This window comes from Streptomyces sp. NPDC050703 (assembly GCF_040654435.1).
In the GTDB taxonomy this organism is placed as follows: Bacteria; Actinomycetota; Actinomycetes; order Streptomycetales; family Streptomycetaceae; genus Streptomyces.
The window spans coordinates 108,094-128,143 of the sequence record NZ_JBFAHX010000005.1 but is presented as its reverse complement, the minus strand read 5'-3'; the positions used below and the strand labels follow the sequence as shown (position 1 = coordinate 128,143).

Sequence of the window (20,050 nt, the reverse complement as noted above, 5' to 3'; positions counted from 1 at the left end):
CGGGCCGAGGCCCGGCCCCCTGCTGTACTGCCACACGGGCCAACGGCCCAGACGCCCGGCTGGTGCGCCGGACCTCCGTCGTCCGGCACTCAGCCGCACGCCGGTCAGTCGGTGGCCGCGACCGCTTCGTCGACCGAGGTGTGAATCGGGAACACCTTGGTCAGACCGGTGATGCGGAAAATCTTGAGAATGCGCTCCTGGTTGCAGACCAGGCGCAGCGAGCCCTCATGGGCACGCACACGCTTCAGGCCGCCGACCAGCACGCCGAGTCCGGTGGAGTCGAGGAAGTCCACGCCCTCCATGTCGACGACCAGATGGAAACTGCCGTCGTTCACCAACTCGACCAACTGCTCGCGCAGCTTGGGCGCGGTATACACATCGATTTCGCCACCGACCTCGACGACCGTGCGATCGCCGACGGTACGGGTCGACAGGGACAGGTCCACGGAACCTCCAGCACCTTGCTATCGAGCGGTCATCCCTCGGGACACCTCGGCAGAGCCCCCAGGACGGATCGCCAGCCGCGATGGCATTCAATCACTTACCGGCGGGCGTGCACGACGCCTTACGACCATTGTCCATCCCACCAGTGACACACTCGATGCCGATGGCCAACATTTCTCCCCCCGGAGAACCCTCTGCGGGCGCCGGGGCACACGCCTCTCCGCGGGCGGTCCTCGACCGACTCACCGCCGGGCCGAGCCGTGCTGCGCGCGTCACTCATACGGAGCACATGCCCCCACGTGAGGCCCGGTATGCAGTCTGGCCCGACCGCATCCGGCCGGAGGTCATATCCGCCATCCGAGCGGCGGGAATCGAGCACCCCTGGGCCCACCAGGCACGCGCCGCCGAGCACGCGCTCGACGGCGATTCGGTGGTCGTCGCCACCGGAACCGCCTCGGGCAAGTCGCTCGCCTACCTCACCCCCGTCCTCTCCGCCCTCCTGGACGGCTCCGAGGCTCCGAACGGGCGCGGCGCCACCGCGCTGTACCTCGCCCCCACGAAGGCCCTCGCGGCCGACCAGCGCCGCGCCGTCCGCGAACTGGCCGCTCCCCTCGGCAACGCCGTGCGTCCCGCCGTGTACGACGGCGACACCCCCTTCGAGGAGCGCGAGTGGGTGCGGCAGTACGCCAATTACGTACTGACCAACCCCGACATGCTGCACCGCGGGATACTGCCCTCCCACCCGCGCTGGTCCTCCTTCCTGCGCGCCCTGCGCTACGTCGTCATCGACGAGTGCCACACCTACCGCGGCGTCTTCGGCTCCCACGTCGCCCAGGTCCTGCGCCGCCTGCGCCGCCTCTGCGCCCGCTACGGCTCCGAACCCGTCTTCCTCCTCGCCTCCGCCACCTCCGCCGAACCGGCCGTGTCGGCGGAGCGCCTCACCGGGCTGCCGGTCAAGGAGGTCGCCGACGACGCCTCACCCCGCGGCGACCTCGTCTTCGCCCTGTGGGAACCGCCGCTCACCGATCTCCACGGCGAGAAGGGCGCCCCCGTCCGCCGCACCGCCACCGCCGAGACGGCCGACCTCCTCACCGACCTCACCGTCCAGGGCGTCCGCTCGGTCGCCTTCGTACGGTCCCGGCGCGGCGCCGAGCTGATCTCGGTGATCGCCCAGGAACGCCTCGCCGAGGTCGACCGCTCCCTCACGCACCGCGTCGCCGCCTACCGCGGCGGCTACCTCCCGGAGGAGCGCCGCGCCCTGGAACGCGCCCTCCACTCCGGCGAACTCCTCGGCCTCGCCGCCACCACCGCCCTGGAACTCGGCGTCGACGTGTCGGGCCTCGACGCCGTCGTCATCGCGGGCTATCCGGGCACCCGGGCCTCGCTCTGGCAGCAGGCCGGCCGCGCGGGGCGCTCCGGCCAGGGCGCGCTGGCCGTCCTCGTCGCCCGGGACGATCCGCTGGACACCTATCTCGTCCACCATCCCGAGGCGCTGTTCCGCCGACCGGTGGAGTCCACGGTCCTCGACCCCGACAACCCCTACGTGCTCGCGCCCCACCTCTGCGCGGCCGCCTCCGAGCTGCCGCTGGTCGAGGACGACCTGGCCCTCTTCGGCCCCGCCGCCGAGGAACTGCTTCCGCAGCTGGAGGCCGCGAAGCTGCTGCGCCGCCGCACCAAGGCCTGGCACTGGACCCGCCGGGAGCGGGCCGCCGACCTCACGGACATCCGCGGCGAGGGCGGTGAGCCCGTCCAGATCGTCGAGGAGGGCACGGGGCGGCTGCTGGGCACGGTCGACGCGTCCGCCGCCCACACCACCGTCCACGAGGGCGCTGTCCACCTCCACCAGGGCCGTACGTATCTCGTGCGGCGCCTCGACCTCCAGGACTCCGTGGCCCTGGTCGAGGAGGCCGCGCCGCCGTACTCCACGACCGCGCGCGACACCACGGCCATCTCCATCCTGGAGACCGACGTCGAGGTCCCCTGGGGTCAGGGGCGGCTCTGCTACGGCTCCGTCGAAGTGACCAACCAGGTCGTCTCCTTCCTGCGCCGGAGGGTCATCACGGGTGAGGTCCTCGGCGAGACCAAGCTGGACCTCCCTCCTCGTACGCTGCGCACCCGGGCGGTCTGGTGGACCGTCACCGAGGACCAACTGGACGCGGCCCGCGTCAATCCCGAGATCCTCGGCGGCGCCCTGCACGCCGCCGAGCACGCCTCCATCGGCATGCTGCCGCTCTTCGCCACGTGCGACCGCTGGGACATCGGCGGTGTCTCCGTGCCGCTGCATCCGGACACGCTCCTCCCCACGGTCTTCGTGTACGACGGCCACCCCGGCGGGGCGGGCTTCGCCGAACGGGCCTTCCACACGGCCCGCGAATGGCTGACGGCCACCCGCCAGGCCATCGCGTCCTGCGAATGCGAGGCCGGCTGCCCTTCCTGCATCCAGTCCCCCAAGTGCGGCAACGGCAACGAACCGCTGCACAAGCGGGGGGCGGTGCGGTTGCTCTCGGTGTTGCTGCGGGATGCGGAAGGTCCTGGCGGTTCTGGCGGGAGTGGCGGGAGTGGCTTGGGGGTGGCGGCGGCTTCGGAGCCTGGGGTGGCTTCACTGCCGGGGACGGAGGCCGCTTCCGGGCCTGCGGCGGCTTCTGGGCCGGGGGCTGCTTCGGAGCCTGGGGTAGCTCCGCCTCCGGAAACGGAGGCCGCTTCCGGGTCCGCGGCGGCTTCGGAGCCGGGGGCGGCTTCCGGGCCGAGGGCTGCTTCCGGGCCCACGGCGGCTTCGGAGCCGGGGGCGGCTCCACCTCCGGGAACGGAGGCCGTTTCCGGGCCTGGGGCGGCTTCTGGGCCGGGGGCTGCTTCCGAGCCGGGGGCCGCTTCCGAGCCGGGGGCCGCTTCCGAGCCGGGGGCCGCTTCCGAGCCGGGGGCTGCTTGAGGGGCGGCTCCATCTCCGGGAAGGGGGGCTTCCGGGCCGGGGTCTGCTTCGGGGCCCACGCCTGCCTCCGAGCCGACTTCGGAGGCGGGGCTGGCCTCGGAGGCGGGGCCGGCTTCGCTCTCTGGCGCGGGGCCCGCTTCGCCCGCTGGCGTAGGTCCGGCTTCGCCCGCTGGCGTAGGTCCGGCTTCGCCCCCGGGACCGCCCCGGTAGCCGGCGGTTGGGTGGCCGATCGGCCCAGCTCGGCCGCGGGTGCCGGCCCCCGCGGCCATGCTGCCCCCGGTCCTTCGAACGGCACCCCCGACCGCGGCCCCGCGCGGGATCTGACCCGCGGCGAGAAGGGGCCCACGGAAGCCGAGGCCGTCACCTCGGAGATCTCTCCCCGAACGGCGCAGCGCACCAGCCGCGCGCCCTGCGCCTCGGCCACCCGGCGCGCCCCCTCGCACGCCTTCGCGCTCCCCACCGCCCAACGGTCCGCCGCCGCCAGCGCCGCCAGGTCCGCCGCCCCGCCCGCCCGATGCCGGGCCACGACAGCCTGCCCCATCGCGAGTACCGCCCCGCAGATCACGCAGAGCACAGCCATCAGCACCGTCACCCACACCGTGGCCGTCCCTCGGTCCCTTGCCGCCCCGCGCCATGGCCTGCCCGTCATACGCCCACCCCCACGCTCTCCTCCGCCAGCGCCACCGCCGTCGACCGGAGCCGCAGGCCGAGGCCCAGGGCCGTGGGCCCCGGGGCGTCCGCCTCGACCTCGACGCGCACCAGGTCGCCCTCCCGCCGCACCGACACCCGCGCGCCACGCGGCGCCGCCTGCCGTGCCGCCGCGACGGCCACCGCCTCCGGGTCCTGCCGGGCCGCGGCCCGCGCGCCGGCCCTCGCCGCGTCCACGCACTGGACCTGCGCACACGCGGCAAGGAGCGTCCAGAGAAGCGCCATGGCGAACAGGACCAGCGTCGGCAGCACCACCGCCGCCTCCGCCGTCACGAACCCGGCGTCCCGCCCACGGCCCCCGGCCCGGCCCCGCAGCCCCGGCCGGACCCTCGCACCACCCCTCAGCCCGCCCCTGGCCCGCCGCGCCCGCCGCACCTCAGAACTGCGCATGGAGGGCCTTCTCCACGATCGCCTGGAGCGCCGCCCTGACCTGCCCGCTCGTCACGACCTTGTAGAGCAGCCCGGCGAATCCCACCGCCGCGATCAGCCCCATCGCGTACTCGGACGTCACCATTCCCGCGTCCCCGCGCGCCGCGTGGACCCGCCGCGACAGCCACCGCGCACTACACCCGCGTCCAAACATCTCCGACCTCCATCGATTCGCCCACTTGATTCGCTCACTCGGTCCGCCCACTCGGTCCGCCCACTTGGTCGCCCCGCTTGGTTGGCCCACCTGGTTCGCCTATTCGGTCTGTGCACTTGGTCTGCGCACCCGCCGCGCTCACCCCGCGCCCAGCAGCCCTTCCGCCAGGCCGATCACCACCGGCAGTACGCCGACCGCGACGAACGCCGGGAGGAAGCAGAGGCCCACCGGAGCCGTCATCAGGACCGCCGCCCGTCGTGCCTTGGCCGTGGCCGCGCGGCCTCGCTCGGCCCGTGCGTCCGCCGCGAGGCGTGCCACCGGTTCCGCGGCCGGTGCTCCCGACTCGTCGGCGCGCTCCAGGAGGCGGGCCAGCGGTGCGGCTCCCGGAATCTCCCGCACGTGGCGCCAGGCTTCGCCCGGTTCACCGCCGAGCCGGACTTCCGCGGCTCCCCGCGCCAGCCGCTCGCCCACCGGCCCCCGCAGGGACTCGCCGACCGCTCTGGCCGCCACGACAGGGCTCGCCCCCGCGGCCACACACGCCGCCAGGAGGTCTGCGGCGAGGGGCAGTTGCGCAGCGGCCGCCTCGCCCCGCTCGCCGCGCTCGTGAGGCGACGCCCGGTTCCGGTCCCAGCGCCACGCGGCGTACCCCGCGGCCACCGCCGGCAACAGCCCCACGCTGCCGCCCACCAGGGCGTAGACCGCGCCCGCCGTGCCCGTCGCCGTGAGCCAGGCGCGCGCCCCGCCCCGTACCACCGGCCGCCGCTTCAAGCGCCCCGCAGCCGGTGTCTCCGCGCCGAGGACCGCTTCGGTGCGGTGCCGCGCCGTCTTCTCGCGCCGCGCGGCCAGCAGCGCCGACACCACCCACAGCGCGGCCGAGATTCCCCACACCGTTACCCCCAGGCTGTGGATATCGTTCATCGCCCCTCCGCCCCCCGCACGATCCGCAGCGCCCACCACATGCCGGCGCCTTCGAGCACCGCGCCCGCAGCCAGGCATCCGAGGCCCGCCCCCGTGTGCAGCAGCACCCGCAGCGGCTCGGCTCCCAGCGCGCTGCCCATCAGCAGTCCGAGCACCGGCAGGCCCGCGAGCATCACCGCCGTCGAACGCGCGCCGGCCAGCTGTGCGCGCAGCTCAGCTCGTTGATCGCGCTCGGAGCGCAGTGCCGCCTCCAGCCGTTCGAGCCCCGCAGCGAGACCGGCGCCCCGGTCGACCGCCACCCGCCAGCACGCCGCAAGACCGAGCAATCCCTCGGCCCCCGGCTCCCGCGCCGCCTCTCGCAGTGCGTCCGGCACCTCCCCGCCGAAGCGCGCCGCCGCGAGGGCCGCGCTCCGGGCCTCCTCGGAGAGCCCACGCGCGGCCTCCCCGCCGAGGGACAGCCGCAGCGCGTCCCCGGGCTGCCGTCCCGCCCGCACCTCGCTCGCGAGCGCCCCGCACAGCGCGATGACCGCCGCGCCGCGCCGCTCCCGCAAAACGCGCGCGTCCCTGGCCCGCCGCACCCGCCTGACCAGCGGAACCGCCACCGGCCCTGCCACCAGCGGCACCACGGACGCCCCGAGGAACGCCACCAGGAGTCCCGCCGCGAGGCACCACCACTCGTGCCGCATCCGCGCACGCGCCGCAGTGACGACACGCCACCAGGACCAGTCGTCCGTTCGCGCGGACACCGGCACCGCCAGCACCGCGTGGACCCTTCCGGCTCCCTTGTCACGGCCACCCATCAGCCAGGCCGCGCCGCCCGCGCAGACCGCCGCCGCCCACATCGACGTACTCACGTCGGATCGCCGAAAGGATCGCCACCGAGCAGCGTCTTGAGCCGCTTCCACCCCGGACCCTCGCCGAAGGACTTCGCGCCCCACCGCAGCGCCGGCACCGTCACCACCAGGCCCGACGGCTCACGCTCCAGCACGTGCACCTCCGCGACGCGGCGCCGTCCCTCCCGGTCGCGCACCAGGTGGATCACCACCGACAGGGCCGCGGCCAGTTGGCTGTGCAGCGCCGCCCTGTCGAGTCCCGCAGCCGTCCCCAGGGCTTCGAGCCGGGCGGGCACGTCCCCGGCGGCATTGGCATGGACGGTGCCGGAACCGTCATGTCCCGTGTTGAGCGCGGCCAGCAGATGGACCACTTCCGCGCCCCGCACCTCGCCGACGACCAGCCGGTCGGGCCGCATGCGGAGTGCCTGCCGGACCAGGTCGTCCAGGCCGACGTGACCGGCACCCTCCTGGTTCGCGGGCCGGGATTCCAGGCGGACCACATGCGGGTGCTCGGGGCGCAGCTCCGCCGAGTCCTCGGCCAGCACGATCCGCTCATCGGGCCCGACGAGGCCGAGCAGCGCGCTCAGCAGGGTCGTCTTGCCGCTGCCCGTCCCCCCGCTGATCAGGAACGACAGACGGGCGTCGAGCAGGGCGCGCAGCACGCGGTCCCCGCCGGGCGGCACCGTGCCCGCCTCGACCAGTTCGGCGAGGGTGAAGGCGCGGGGGCGCACGACCCGCAGCGAGAGACACGTCGAGCCCACCGCGACCGGCGGCAGGACCGCGTGCAGCCGGGTGCCGTCCGGGAGGCGGGCGTCCACCCAGGGCCGCGCGTCGTCAAGACGCCGCCCCGCGACGGCCGCGAGGCGCTGGGCGAGCCGCCGCACCGCGTCGGCGCCCTCGAACGTGACCCCGGTGAGTTCGAGCCCGCCGCCGCGGTCCACCCAGACCCGGTCCGGCGCGGACACCAGCACATCGGTGACCGAGCCGTCCGCGAGCAAGGGTTCGAGCGGCCCCGCCCCGACCAGCTCCGAGCGCAGCTGCGAGGCTGCGCCGAGCACTTCCGTGGCCCCGAGGACCCTGCCCTGGGCCCGCAGTGCCTCGGCGACCCTGGCCGGGGTCGGCTCCTTGCCGCTCTCCGCGAGCCACTGGCGCACCCCATCCAGCATCCGCGCCCCGACGACCGCGCTCATGCGCCACCGCCCACGGCGTCGACCGGCACCCGGCCCCAGAAGGCGTCACAGAACCGGGCCAGCGGCCCGCGCGCGAACCCGCCCGGCGGCACTCCCGCCACCTGCGCCGCCGGCAGACCCGCCTCCCAAGGCACGTCACCGACCAGCGGCAGCCCGAGGAGACGGGCGACCTCTTCGGAGTCGAGCCCGCCTCGGCCGACCGGCCCGCCAGGGCCCGCCGCGGCGCCGGCCACCACCCGCAGATCCCGCAGCACCAGTCCCGCGGCCGACGCGACCCGCCTCGCCCCGGCCACCGCCCGCAGCTCGGGCGGCACCACCAGGAGCCCCAGGTCCACCTGGGCCAGGGCCTCCGCGACCGGTTCGTCCACCCGGCGCGGCAGGTCGACGACGACCACGCCGCCGCGCCTGCGGGCCGCTGACACCACGGCCCGCACCGCTTCGGGGGCGACGGCCACCGCCTCGCCCCGGTCCCAGCTCAGGACCCGCAGCGCGTGCAGTTCCGGCAGGGACTCCTCCAGGGCCTCCCCGCCGACCCGGCCGCGTGACGCGGCGAACGCCGGCCAGCGCAGGCCGTCGGCCGTCTCGCCGCCGAGGAGGACGTCCAGACCGCCGCCCAGCGGATCGGCGTCGACGAGCATCGTGCGCCGGCCCGCCCGCGCCGCGGTGACCGCGAGGGCGCAGGCCAGGGTGGAGGCGCCCGCCCCGCCGCGCCCGCCGATGACCCCGACGGTCAGCGCGGGCCGCCCCACGCCCTCCGCCACATCGGCGATGCGGTCCACCAGCCACTGCTCGCCGTCGGGCAGGAGCAGCACATGGTCGGCGCCGATCTCCACCGCGCGCCGCCAGACACCGGGATCGTCCTGATCCCGCCCGACCAGCACGACACCGCGCCGCCGGGCGGCTCCGCGCACCCGGTCCGCCGCGTCGTCGCCGACCAGGACGAGCGGGGCCGCATCCCATTCCTCTCCGCACCCCGGCCCTCCGTGGTGCACCTCGGGTCGCGCACCCGCCGCGGCACACAGCCGCAGCAGGTCGTCGAGGAGCTCCACGTCCTCGGTCAGGATCAGCGGTCCGCCCCGCCGCCCGTCGGACGACGCGGACCCGTCCCGCGCCATGACTCCGTCCACGATCTCCATCCCCCTTCACCGCAAGCACCGCTGAATGGCGCACCCCGCATCGACGAAGAACCGGACAAAGCAATCCGGCCATGAACTTCGCAAGCGGAACGCGTGGAATCAGCGTGCGGCGGCGCGGGAAATCGTGTGGATCTTGCTCAATAACTGTGGACGGGGCGCTACCTGTGAATATTTCCGTCACCCATACCGGTGACGGCCCGTCGGCTTGCCGCCCACTTCCCACAGGCCCGCGGCCGACTTACGCCCGACTTCCGCCGGGCTTTCACAGCGCATCCCGACGGCTACACACCGTTACCATCTGCGGGCATGGAGGAGGGGCGCCCAGAGGGCGGAACGGGGAGCCGCGGGGCCGGAAGCTGATCGACGGAGGGCCCAAAAACCCATCCGGACATGCGACGACCCCCGCCGGGGGGGAGAGCGGGGGTCGTCCCCACGGTCCGACTCGGGGGGGGGAGGAGCCAGACCGGGTTAGCACGGTCGCGAACGATCCGTGACTTCCATGGTGTACCCGAGAGCCTTCTCAGGCAAACCCACACGCCTCAGCTTACGCCGAATGGTGGGCGCCTATGCTCGGCATCGTGGAAAACCACTACTTGCCCCGCACCGCCGCCTTCTTTGACCTGGACAAGACGGTCATTGCGAAGTCGAGCACGCTCACGTTCAGCAAGTCGTTCTACCAAGGCGGCCTGATCAACCGCAGAGCGGTGCTGCGCACCGCCTACACGCAGTTCGTCTTCCTGGCGGGCGGCGCGGACCACGACCAGATGGAGCGGATGCGCGAGTACCTCTCGGCGCTGTGCCGCGGGTGGAACGTGCAGCAGGTCAAGGAGATCGTCGCCGAGGCGCTGCACGACCTGATCGACCCGATCATCTACGACGAGGCCGCCTCCCTCATCGAGCAGCACCACTCGGCGGGCCGGGACGTCGTCATCGTCTCCACGTCGGGCGCGGAGGTGGTCGAGCCGATCGGCGAGATGCTCGGCGCGGACCGCGTGGTGGCCACCCGCATGGTCGTCGGGGACGACGGCTGCTTCACGGGCGAGGTGGAGTACTACGCGTACGGGCCCACCAAGGCGCAGGCGATCAAGGAGCTCGCCCTCTCGGAGGGGTACGACCTGGACCGCTGCTTCGCCTACAGCGACTCGGCGACCGACCTGCCGATGCTCGAAGCGGTCGGGCACCCCTTCGCCGTCAACCCGGACCGCGCACTCCGCCGCGAGGCCATCACGCGCGCGTGGCCGATCCTCGACTTCCACCGCCCGGTACGGCTGAAGCAGCGCCTGGCGGCTCCGCCGCGGCCCGCCCTGATCGCGGCGGCAGCCGTGGGTGCCGCGGCCGCCGCCGCGAGCCTCGTCTGGCTCGCCGGCCGCCGCCGGGCCCCCGTCGGCTGACCCGTCCCCGCCCGCGCCCGATTCAGGTGCATTTGAGGCCAAAAGTAAAGAAGTGCGGCCAGGACTTCCGCTTACCCCAGGACAGGAGTACAAAGGAGTCAACGGCCCGCGAGACCAAGGACATCCGAGAGGATCACCTTCAAACGCAGTAACGGCCCCACGGACCGAAGCATGAACACCGAGCACCCACGCGACGTCGACCCGTCGATTACGGGCCAGCCGCACCAGGTGACGGGCAAAGACCCGACCTGATGGGCAACATATCGAGGACGCTTGGTAACACGGTGGACATGCCAGCGGCGGTACGGATTCCGTACCGCCGCAACCCTGTTCAGGGACCTACGCCGCCCCTCGCTGGAGCGCCTCACAGACCGCCGTGGACTCCCTGACGCCCAGTTCCACCGCCTTGCCGCAGTGGGCGATCCAGGCCGCCATGCCCTCCGGGGTGCCGGACGCGTACCCCTCCAGCGCCGCCACGTAGGCCGCCCGGCCCAACTCCGCGTGCCCCGCTTCCGCCGGACAGACCGCCTTCGGGTCGAGACCGCTGCCCACCAGGACGATGCGCTCGGCCGCGCGCGCGACGAGGCCGTTGTACGAGGCGAAGGGCCGCAGGCTGATCAGCTCCCCGTGGACGACGGCCGCCGTCACCAGGGCCGGCGCCGAGCCGCCCTGGATGATCAGCCGCGAAAGCCCCTCCAGGCGCCCGGCCACCTCGTCCGCGTCCGGCAGGGGGAGTTCTATCAGCGGCTCCTCGACGGACTCGCCCGCGAGGCGCGGACGTCCCGCCGCCTCGTCGGCGCCGGCCGCCGCGACCAGATGCAGGCGCGCCAGGACCCTGAGCGGCGACTGCCGCCAGATGGAGAGCAGCTGACCCGCCTCGGCGGTCAGCCGCAGGGCCCCGCCGACCGCGCGCGCCTCGTCGTCGCCGCTGAAGTCGCTGCGCCTGCGTACCTCCTCCAGGGCCCACTCGGCGCCCGAGAGCGCCGCGGACCCGCGGGCGCCCCTCAGGGCCGCCTCTGAGGTGATCTCGTTGCTGCGGCGCCGCATGATCCGGTGTCCGTAGACCCGGTCCACCGCCTTGCGCACGGAGTCCACGGAGTCGGCCACGCCGGGGATCGTCCCCAGGGCCGCGAGCGGATCGGGTGTCGTACTCATGAGTACGACCCTACGTACTGAACGGCCACCCTCCACGAAGGAGTGGTCTTCTTCACCCGGGCCACGCACGCGTGGTGACCGTTCGGCTACGCTTCGTGATTATGAAAATCGCTTTCGTGGGGAAGGGCGGCAGCGGCAAGACCACGCTGTCCTCGCTCTTCATCCGCCACCTCGCCGCCACCGGCGCGCCGGTCATCGCGGTGGACGCCGACATCAACCAGCACCTGGGGCCGGCCCTCGGCCTCGACGAGACGCACGCCGCCGAGCTGCCCGCCCTCGGCGCGCACCTGCCGCTGATCAAGGAGTACCTGCGGGGCTCCAACCCGCGGATCGCCTCCGCCGACACGATGATCAAGACGACACCGCCCGGTGAAGGCTCGCGTCTCCTGCGGGTGCGCGAGAACAACCCGGTGTTCGACGCGTGCGCCCGGCCCGTGGAACTCGACGACGCCACCGTGCGTTTGATGGTGACCGGGCCTTTCACCGAGGCCGACCTCGGTGTCGCCTGCTACCACTCCAAGACGGGAGCGGTGGAGCTGTGCCTGAACCACCTGGTCGACGGCCGCGACGAGTACGCGGTCGTCGACATGACCGCGGGCTCGGACTCCTTCGCCTCCGGCATGTTCACGCGCTTCGACCTGACGTTCCTCGTGGCCGAGCCGACCAGGAAGGGCGTCTCGGTCTACCGGCAGTACAAGGAGTACGCACGCGACTTCGGCGTGGAGCTCAAGGTCGTGGGCAACAAGGTGCAGGGCCAGGACGACGTCGACTTCCTGCGTGAGCAGGTCGGCGACGACCTCCTGGTGACCGTCGGGCACTCGGACTGGGTGCGCGCCATGGAGAAGGGCCGCCCGCCGCGCTTCGAGCTGCTCGAAGAGGAGAACCGCCGCTCCCTGCGGACGCTCCAGGACACGGTGGACGCCTCGTACGCACGGAGGGACTGGGAGCGGTACACGCGCCAGATGGTGCACTTCCACCTGAAGAACGCGCAGAGCTGGGGCAACGAACGGACGGGCGCCGACCTGGCGGGCCAGGTCGACCCCGCCTTCATCCTGTGCGAGCAGATGGTGGCCACTGCCTGAACGGGGCCGCCGGGCTCAGGGCTTGTGCGCCGGAGCGCCCGGTACGCCCTTCGGGGCCGGTGCGGGCTGGGCGGAGAGGTATCTCGCCCAGCCCTCCTTCGGCGCCCGGCCGACCGGCAGCTTCTCCAGGCGCGCGAGGACCTTCGGGTCCTGCGCGTCGAGCCAGTCCGCGAGCTGGCGGAAGGAGACGCAGCGCACCTCGGACTTCGTGCACACCTTCTCGATGGTCTCCTCGATGGCGCGCATGTAGGCGCCGCCGTTCCAGGACTCGAAGTGGTTGCCGATGATCAGCGGGGCGCGGTTGCCCTCGTAGGCCCGGTCGAAGCCCTGGAGCAGGCCGTCGCGCATCTGGTCGCCCCAGTACTCGTGCATGGAGGGGTCGCCCTGTGAGGTCGCGCCGGACTGGTTGACCATGAAGTTGTAGTCCATGGTGAGCGTCTCGAACTTACGGCCGGGGACCGGCACGAGCTGCATCGACAGATCCCAGAGACCGTCCTTCTTCTTGGGCCAGACCTGGTTGTTGACGCCACTGGTGTCGTAGCGGAAGCCCAGCTCGCGCGCCGCCCGCATGAAGTTCTTCCGGCCTTCGAGGCAGGGCGTGCGGGCGCCCACCAGTTCCTTCTCGTAGTCGAAGGGCAGTGGCTTCGCCTTCGTCATCCCCGTGTTCGTCTTCCAGGACTTCACGAAGGACTTGGCCTGCCTGATCTCGCTCTTCCAGTCCGCGACGGACCACTCGCCGACACCGCGGCCCGCGCCGCAGAAGTGCCCGTTGAAGTGCGTGCCGACCTCGTTGCCCTCCAGCCACGCGCCGCGGAGCTGCTCGACGGTGTCCTCGATCCCCCGGCGGTCGTTGAAGCCGATGTCCGAGCTGCCCGTGAGGTGCCGCGGCGGCTTGTAGAGCTCCCGCTTCTTCTCGGGAAGCATGTACACGCCGCTGAGGAAGTACGTCATGGTGGCGTCGTTCCGCTTGGCCACCTCGCGGAAGTGGGAGAACAGCTTCTGGCTGTCCTCGCCCGCGCCGTCCCAGGAGAAGACCACGAACTGCGGTGGCTTCTGGCCGGGCTTCAGCCGTTCCGGCCTCGGCAGATGCGGCTGCTTCCCGGTGTAGGCGGTGGAGCCGTCCCCGATCAGCCGGACGGGACTCTTGGGCGGTGCGCCGGCGCCCTCCTTCGCGCCGTGCACGCCCTCCTTCACGCCATTGCCGCTCTCGGCGCAGCCGGCCAATGCTGCCGCGCAGGCCACGAGGGCGGTGAGGCTCGCGGTGACTCTCCGGGTGGCGGCCATCTTCCGCCCACCTTCTTCCGTGCAAGTCGGGACAGAACGGACAGCAGCCTCGCCGGGTGGCCTGAAATCTCCGATCCGACAAGCCGATAAAAGTTTTTATTCGCTCATCCGGGTGATCGCCTGCCCCATTTGCCCCGAAAATCCATCCACGACCTTTACTCTGCATTACGATTCGTTTACCGAACGTTGATAGCTCCCCGCCGCTTTACGCCGTGACCCACGGCCGCGACCCCGCCTTCCGCACACTGTCCGGAGGCCCCCTCTGTCCGCGACCGCGCTGCCCCGGAGGAGACGGGAACATGACTGCCTTCGCCCCCACCGACACACCCGACTCGGCCCACGAACCCCGTGCCCACAAGCCGCACGCCCCGCCGCCCGCGAAGAGATTCCGCATCGCGGGCGCCGACGTCTCGGCGTCGATCGCCGTCTTCCTGATCGCCCTGCCGCTCTCCCTCGGCATCGCCCTCGCGACCGGAGCCCCGCTCCAGGCGGGCCTCGTCGCCGCCGCCGTCGGCGGCCTCGTCGCCGGGCGCCTCGGCGGATCGGCCCTCCAGGTCAGCGGCCCCGCCGCCGGCCTCACGGTCGTGACGGCGGACATCATCCAGCGCTACGGCTGGCGGACCACCTGCGCCATCACGGTCCTCGTGGGTCTCGCCCAACTCGGCCTCGGCTGCCTCCGGGTGGCCCGCTCGGCCCTCGCCGTCAGCCCCGCCGTCGTGCACGGCATGCTGGCCGGCATCGGCGTCACCATCGCCATGGCCCAGCTGCACATCGTGCTCGGCGGCACCCCGCAGAGCGCGGTCCTCGACAACCTCCGCGCGCTGCCCGCCCAGTTGGCCACCCTGCACCCGGCCGCCCTGTCGATCAGCCTGCTCACCCTCGTCGTCCTACTGCTCTGGCCCCGCATCCCGGGCCGGGCCGGGCGCATGACCCGCGTCCTGCCCGCCGCCCTGGTCTCGGTGGCCGTCGCGACCTGCTTCGCCTCCGTCACCCGGCTCAACCTCGACCGGGTCGACCTGCCCTCTTGGCGCAGCCACGCGCTCGCCGGGCTCCCCGAGGGCCCCGCACTGGGCATCGTCACCGCCGTGCTCACCACCACCCTGGTGTGCAGCGTGCAGTCGCTGCTCGGAGCCGTCGCCATCGACAAGCTGACCTCTCAGCGGCCCGAGCTGAACACCAGCGTGCGGCGCTCCGACCTCGACCGCGAACTGCTCGGCCAGGGCGGCGCCAACATCGTCTCCGGCGCGCTCGGCGGCCTGCCCGTCGCCGGGGTCGCCGTGCGCAGTGTGGCCAATGTGCGAGCGGGAGCCGTCAGCAGGAACTCCACGATGCTGCACGGCGTTTGGGTAGTAGTGGCCGCGCTGCTCCTGGTCCCCGCCCTGGAGCTGATCCCGCTCGCGGCCCTCGCCGCCCTCGTCATGGCCGTCGGCATCCAGATGGTCAGCCTGAACCACATCCGCACCATCACCCGTCACCGCGAGATCGTCGTGTACGCGACCACCACCCTCGGCGTGGTCGTCCTCGGCGTCCTGGAGGGCGTGGCGCTCGGCATCGCCGTGGCCGTCACCGTCGCGCTGCACCGCCTCGCCCGCACCCGTATCACCCACGAGAAGGTGGCCGGCGTCCACCATGTCCGCGTGCGCGGGCAGCTGACGTTCCTCGCCGTGCCCCGGCTCAGCAGGACCCTGCACCTCGTCCCGCAAGGGGAGGACGTCGTCGTGGAGCTGGACGGCTCCTTCATGGACCATGCCGCCTTCGAGTCGTTGCAGTGCTGGCAGGACGCGCACGCCGCGCACGGCGGCAGCGTCGAGGTCACCGGCCGCGCGGGGACGCGCATCGCCGAGCCCGCGAGCGCCGCGCACTCGTGCTGCAGGCCGTGGACCCCGTGGCGCAACCACCACTGCGACCGTCCGCAGGAGGAGCGGAGGACGGGGGAGCCGCGCGGGCACCAACTGGCCAGCGGTATCAGTGCCTTCCAGCGGAACACGGCACCTCATGTCCGCGGCGAACTGGCCAGGCTCGCCCGCGAGGGACAGCAGCCCGCGCAGCTCTTCCTGACATGTGCCGACTCCCGGGTCGTCACCTCGATGATCACTTCCAGCGGCCCCGGTGACCTCTTCGTCGTACGCAATGTGGGCAATCTGGTGCCGCTGCCGGGTGCCGAGAGCGGCGACGACTCGGTGGGCGCCGCGATCGAGTACGCGGTCGACGTGCTGAAGGTGCGGTCGATCACGGTGTGCGGGCACTCCGGGTGCGGGGCGATGCAGGCCCTGCTCAGCATCCCGCAGGGAGACGCGCGGACCCCGCTGTGGCGGTGGCTGCGCCACGGCCGGCCGAGCCTGGAGCGGGTGGCCGCCCAGGGAGAGGACTGGGCGCGCCTCGCGGGCCAGGCGCCGGCGGACCCGGTCGAGCAGCTGTGCCTCACCAACGTGATCCAGCAGTTGGAGCACCTCAGGGCGCACGAGTCGGTGGCGCGTCGGCTTGCGACCGGTGATCTTGAGCTGCACGGTATGTACTTCCACGTCGGAGAGGCGCAGGCCTATCTGCTGACGGAGGGCTCCGGGGTGGGGAAACCACCCTATGAGGTCTTCGACCAGGTGGCGCCGACCCGGCTGGGGTCCAAGCGGGCGGCGGCGCCGCAGCCGTGAGGACCGTGAGCCCCGTAAAGGTCTAAACCAATTTTCGGCAGACCCTTGTCACGCCGGGTTGTGTCTGATGAGCTGTGGCTTCGGACACAACGGTCGCCGCCGGCAATGCAGCGAAAGGGAGATGTCGTGAGCAACGAAAGCCTGGCCAACCTTCTGAAGGAGGAGCGTCGCTTCGCGCCGCCGGCGGAGCTGGCGGCCGCCGCGAACGTCACTGCGGAGGCGTACGAACAGGCCAAGGCTGACCGGCTCGGCTTCTGGGCCGAGCAGGCCCGCCGGCTGACCTGGGCCACGGAACCGACCGAGACGCTGGACTGGTCGAACCCGCCGTTCGCCAAGTGGTTCGCCGACGGCAAGCTCAACGTCGCGTACAACTGCGTCGACCGCCACGTCGAGGCAGGACACGGCGACCGCGTCGCGATCCACTTCGAGGGTGAGCCCGGTGACAGCCGGGCCATCACCTACGCCGAGCTGAAGGAAGAGGTCAGCCGCGCGGCGAACGCGCTGACCGAGCTGGGCGTCGAGAAGGGCGACCGCGTCGCCGTCTATCTGCCCATGATCCCCGAGGCGGTCGTCGCGATGCTGGCCTGCGCCCGCATCGGCGCCGCCCACTCGGTGGTCTTCGGCGGCTTCTCCGCGGACGCCATCGCCGCCCGCATCAAGGACGCCGACGCCAAGGTCGTCATCACCGCCGACGGCGGTTACCGCCGGGGCAAGCCCTCCGCGCTCAAGCCCGCCGTCGACGAGGCCGTCGGCCGCGCCGAGGGCGTGCGCCACGTCCTCGTGGTGCGCCGCACCGGCCAGGACGTGGCGTGGACCGAGGGCCGTGACGTGTGGTGGCACGAGGCCACGCAGAAGCAGTCCGCCGAGCACACCCCCGAGGCCTTCGACGCGGAGCACCCGCTCTTCGTCCTCTACACCTCGGGCACCACGGGCAAGCCGAAGGGCATCCTGCACACCTCCGGCGGCTATCTGACGCAGGTGGCGTACACCCACCACGCCGTCTTCGACCTCAAGCCGGAGACCGACGTCTACTGGTGCACGGCCGACATCGGCTGGGTCACCGGGCACTCGTACATCACGTACGGCCCGCTGGCGAACGGCGCGACGCAGGTGATGTACGAGGGCACCCCCGACACCCCGCACCAGGGCCGCTTCTGGGAGATCGTCCAGAAGTACGGGGTCACGATCCTCTACACCGCGCCGACGGCGATCCGGACGTTCATGAAGTGGGGCGACGACATCCCCGCCAAGTTCGACCTGAGCAGTCTGCGGGTGCTCGGTTCGGTCGGCGAGCCGATCAACCCCGAGGCCTGGATGTGGTACCGGAAGAACATCGGCGCCGACAAGTGCCCCATCGTGGACACCTGGTGGCAGACCGAGACCGGCGCGATGATGATCTCGCCGCTGCCCGGCGTGACCGAGACCAAGCCCGGCTCCGCGCAGCGCGCCCTGCCCGGCATCTCCGCCACCGTGGTGGACGACGAGGCCAACGAAGTGCCCGACGGCGGCGGTGGCTACCTCGTCCTGACCGAGCCGTGGCCCTCCATGCTGCGCACCATCTGGGGTGACGACCAGCGGTTCATCGACACCTACTGGTCGCGCTTCGAGGGCAAGTACTTCGCGGGTGACGGGGCCAAGAAGGACGAGGACGGCGACATCTGGCTGCTCGGCCGGGTGGACGACGTGATGCTCGTCTCCGGGCACAACATCTCCACCACCGAGGTCGAGTCGGCGCTCGTCTCACACCCCGCGGTCGCCGAGGCCGCGGTCGTCGGCGCCGCCGACGAGACGACCGGGCAGGCCATCGTCGCCTTCGTGATCCTGCGCGGCTCCGCCGACGCCGAGGCCGAGGGGCTCGTCGCCGAGCTGCGCAACCACGTGGGCACCACGCTCGGCCCGATCGCCAAGCCCAAGCGCGTCCTGCCGGTGGCGGAGCTGCCGAAGACGCGCTCCGGGAAGATCATGCGGCGCCTGCTGCGGGACGTCGCGGAGAACCGCGAGCTGGGTGACGTCACCACGCTCACGGACTCCTCCGTGATGGACCTGATCCAGACGCGGCTCCCGGCCGCACCCAGCGAGGACTGACCGAGAGAGCGCCCGCGACAGCGACGGCACCAGCGGTACGGGGAGGGCATCCGGCGACGCGCCGGGTGCCCTCTTTCTCCGTAAAGTGAAGATCGCCGGATACGTCCCAGTGCGGTTTGGGTAGGCTGGAATCCGCGTCAAGGACGTGCCAGGAGAGCACGGCCCGATCGCGACGAGAAGTACCCAGGTGCGCCGGGAAGTCTGGTCGGCATGTGATCCGTCCTGCCCGCCTGCCCGGAGGTCCACCCCCGTGACCGCGCCTGTCCCCCGCACCCGCCACAAGCTCCTCGGACGCCTTTCGCTGCCCGAGCGGAACTTCGTCGCCGAAGCCCTGCGCACCGAGACCGTCGGCGGTGTCCTGCTGCTCGTGGCCGCGGTCGCCGCGCTGATCTGGGCCAACACGGCAGGCGGCTCGTACGAGGCGGTGCGCGGCTTCCACCTCGGGCCCGGCTCGCTCGGGCTCGACCTCTCCCTCCAGCACTGGGCGGCCGACGGACTGCTCGCCGTCTTCTTCTTCGTGGCGGGCATCGAACTCAAGCGCGAGCTGGTGGCCGGGGACCTCCGCGACGCCAAGGCCGCCGCGCTGCCCGTGGTCGCGGCCCTCTGCGGCATGGCCATGCCCGCGCTCGTCTACGTCCTGACCAACGTGCTCGGCGGCGGCTCCACGGCCGGCTGGGCCGTGCCCACCGCGACCGACATCGCCTTCGCGCTCGCGGTCCTCGCGGTCATCGGCACCTCCCTGCCGTCCGCGCTGCGCGCCTTCCTGCTGACACTGGCCGTCGTCGACGACCTCTTCGCCATCCTGATCATCGCGGTCTTCTTCACCAGCGACCTGAACTTCGCGGCGCTCGGCGGAGCCTTCGCCGGCCTCGTCCTCTTCTGGCTGCTGCTGAGGAAGCGGGTCCGCGGCTGGTACCTCTACGTGCCGCTGGGCCTGGTCATCTGGGGCCTGATGTACAACAGCGGCATCCACGCCACCATCGCGGGCGTCGCCATGGGCCTCATGCTGCGCTGCCACCGCGAGGACGACAGCGAGCCGCACTCCCCCGGCGAGCACATCGAACACCGCGTACGCCCGCTCTCCGCCGGTCTCGCCGTGCCGCTGTTCGCCCTGTTCAGCGCGGGTGTGTCCATCTCGGGCGGCGCGCTGCGCGACGTCTTCACGCAACCGGAAACGCTGGGTGTCGTACTCGGCCTCGTGGTCGGCAAGGCGGTCGGCATCTTCGGCGGCACCTGGCTCGCGACGCGCTTCACGCGGGCCGAGCTGAACGAGGACCTGGCCTGGCCGGACGTGTTCGCGGTCGCCTCGCTCGCCGGCATCGGCTTCACCGTCTCCCTGCTGATCGGCGAGCTCGCCTTCACCGGCGATCCGCTGCTCACCGACGAGATCAAGGCGGCCGTCCTCGCGGGCTCCCTCATCGCGGCCGTACTCTCCGGCATCCTCCTGAAGCTGCGGAACGCCAAGTACCGCAAGCTCTGGGAGGACGAGGAGCGCGACGAGGACCTGGACGGGATACCCGACATCTACGAGCTCGACAAGCCGGACTACCACCTCCGAATGGCGGCCATCCACGAGAAGAAGGCCGCTGAACACCGCAGGCTTGCCGAAGTCGCGGGTGGGGAAAGCGAGGATGGCAACGGTCCGGCATGATCTGAGCAGACATATC

15 protein-coding genes and 1 pseudogene are annotated in these 20,050 nt (G+C 72.3%); 6 read left to right on the top strand and 10 right to left on the bottom strand.

The genetic code is table 11. The features are described from left to right. Positions 1–104: 104 nt before the first annotated feature. Entirely contained in the window at positions 105–446 is a 342-nt protein-coding gene (gene bldG, locus AB0I16_RS06850; RefSeq protein ID WP_005475923.1) for an anti-sigma factor antagonist BldG, read from the bottom strand. 80 nt (positions 447–526) lie between these two features. Between bldG and AB0I16_RS06845 the strand changes: the two genes are divergently transcribed. Next, on the top strand, positions 527–3,370 hold the full coding sequence (locus AB0I16_RS06845) for a DEAD/DEAH box helicase (RefSeq protein ID WP_363248235.1): 2,844 nt from the start codon (positions 527–529) through the stop codon (positions 3,368–3,370). Positions 3,371–3,674: 304 nt separating this feature from the next. Here the strand turns inward: AB0I16_RS06845 and AB0I16_RS06840 are convergent. The 7 genes and pseudogenes from AB0I16_RS06840 to ssd all read right to left on the bottom strand — a co-directional run. Then, a pseudogene (locus AB0I16_RS06840) lies at positions 3,675–4,019 on the bottom strand (Rv3654c family TadE-like protein); the annotation flags it as partial. Then, complete coding sequence (locus tag AB0I16_RS06835) at positions 4,016–4,468, bottom strand: TadE family type IV pilus minor pilin (RefSeq protein ID WP_363248234.1); 453 nt, start codon at positions 4,466–4,468, stop codon at positions 4,016–4,018. The gene AB0I16_RS06835 and the pseudogene AB0I16_RS06840, both read right to left, overlap by 4 nt. Further along, positions 4,455–4,661, bottom strand: coding sequence for a DUF4244 domain-containing protein (locus tag AB0I16_RS06830; protein WP_363248233.1), 207 nt, complete (start codon positions 4,659–4,661; stop codon positions 4,455–4,457). Before AB0I16_RS06830 ends, AB0I16_RS06835 begins: the two co-directional genes overlap by 14 nt. Before the next feature lie 138 nt (positions 4,662–4,799). Beyond that, entirely contained in the window at positions 4,800–5,579 is a 780-nt protein-coding gene (locus tag AB0I16_RS06825; RefSeq protein WP_363248232.1) for a type II secretion system F family protein, read from the bottom strand. Beyond that, complete coding sequence (locus tag AB0I16_RS06820) at positions 5,576–6,421, bottom strand: type II secretion system F family protein (RefSeq protein WP_363248363.1); 846 nt, start codon at positions 6,419–6,421, stop codon at positions 5,576–5,578. The genes AB0I16_RS06825 and AB0I16_RS06820 overlap by 4 nt, the downstream gene beginning before the upstream one ends. An 8-nt stretch (positions 6,422–6,429) precedes the next feature. After that, the gene (locus AB0I16_RS06815; RefSeq protein WP_363248231.1) at positions 6,430–7,602 is read right to left on the bottom strand and encodes a TadA family conjugal transfer-associated ATPase; all 1,173 of its coding nucleotides are present in this window, start codon (positions 7,600–7,602) and stop codon (positions 6,430–6,432) included. Then, complete coding sequence (ssd, locus tag AB0I16_RS06810; protein WP_363248230.1) at positions 7,599–8,738, bottom strand: septum site-determining protein Ssd; 1,140 nt, start codon at positions 8,736–8,738, stop codon at positions 7,599–7,601. The genes AB0I16_RS06815 and ssd overlap by 4 nt, the downstream gene beginning before the upstream one ends. Before the next feature lie 566 nt (positions 8,739–9,304). Here ssd and AB0I16_RS06805 point away from each other — a divergent pair. Next, the gene (locus tag AB0I16_RS06805; protein WP_363248229.1) at positions 9,305–10,129 is read left to right on the top strand and encodes an HAD-IB family hydrolase; all 825 of its coding nucleotides are present in this window, start codon (positions 9,305–9,307) and stop codon (positions 10,127–10,129) included. A gap of 339 nt (positions 10,130–10,468) precedes the next feature. Here AB0I16_RS06805 and AB0I16_RS06800 read toward each other — a convergent pair whose 3' ends face one another. Further along, positions 10,469–11,284 carry an oxidoreductase gene (locus AB0I16_RS06800; RefSeq protein ID WP_363248228.1) on the bottom strand — a complete coding sequence of 272 codons (816 nt, stop codon included), beginning with the start codon at positions 11,282–11,284 and terminating at the stop codon, positions 10,469–10,471. A gap of 101 nt (positions 11,285–11,385) precedes the next feature. On the opposite strand from AB0I16_RS06800, the gene AB0I16_RS06795 reads away from it, so the two are divergent. Next, positions 11,386–12,366 carry an ATP-binding protein gene (locus tag AB0I16_RS06795; RefSeq protein ID WP_363248227.1) on the top strand — a complete coding sequence of 327 codons (981 nt, stop codon included), beginning with the start codon at positions 11,386–11,388 and terminating at the stop codon, positions 12,364–12,366. A gap of 15 nt (positions 12,367–12,381) precedes the next feature. On the opposite strand, the gene AB0I16_RS06790 is transcribed toward AB0I16_RS06795, so the two are convergent. After that, positions 12,382–13,650 (bottom strand): hypothetical protein, encoded by a 1,269-nt coding sequence (locus AB0I16_RS06790; protein ID WP_363248226.1) that lies wholly within the window; start codon positions 13,648–13,650, stop codon positions 12,382–12,384. Positions 13,651–13,949: 299 nt separating this feature from the next. Here AB0I16_RS06790 and AB0I16_RS06785 point away from each other — a divergent pair, with 299 nt between their 5' ends. The 3 genes from AB0I16_RS06785 (at position 13,950) to nhaA (ending at position 20,034) form a co-directional block, all read left to right on the top strand. Then, on the top strand, positions 13,950–16,298 hold the full coding sequence (locus AB0I16_RS06785) for a SulP family inorganic anion transporter (RefSeq protein WP_363248225.1): 2,349 nt from the start codon (positions 13,950–13,952) through the stop codon (positions 16,296–16,298). Positions 16,299–16,403: 105 nt separating this feature from the next. Next, on the top strand, positions 16,404–18,383 hold the full coding sequence (gene acs / locus AB0I16_RS06780) for an acetate--CoA ligase (RefSeq protein WP_363248224.1): 1,980 nt from the start codon (positions 16,404–16,406) through the stop codon (positions 18,381–18,383). A 250-nt stretch (positions 18,384–18,633) separates the two neighbouring features. Continuing rightward, a complete protein-coding gene (gene nhaA / locus AB0I16_RS06775; RefSeq protein WP_363248223.1) occupies positions 18,634–20,034 on the top strand; it encodes a Na+/H+ antiporter NhaA in 1,401 nt (466 codons plus the stop codon). Positions 20,035–20,050: the final 16 nt, after the last annotated feature.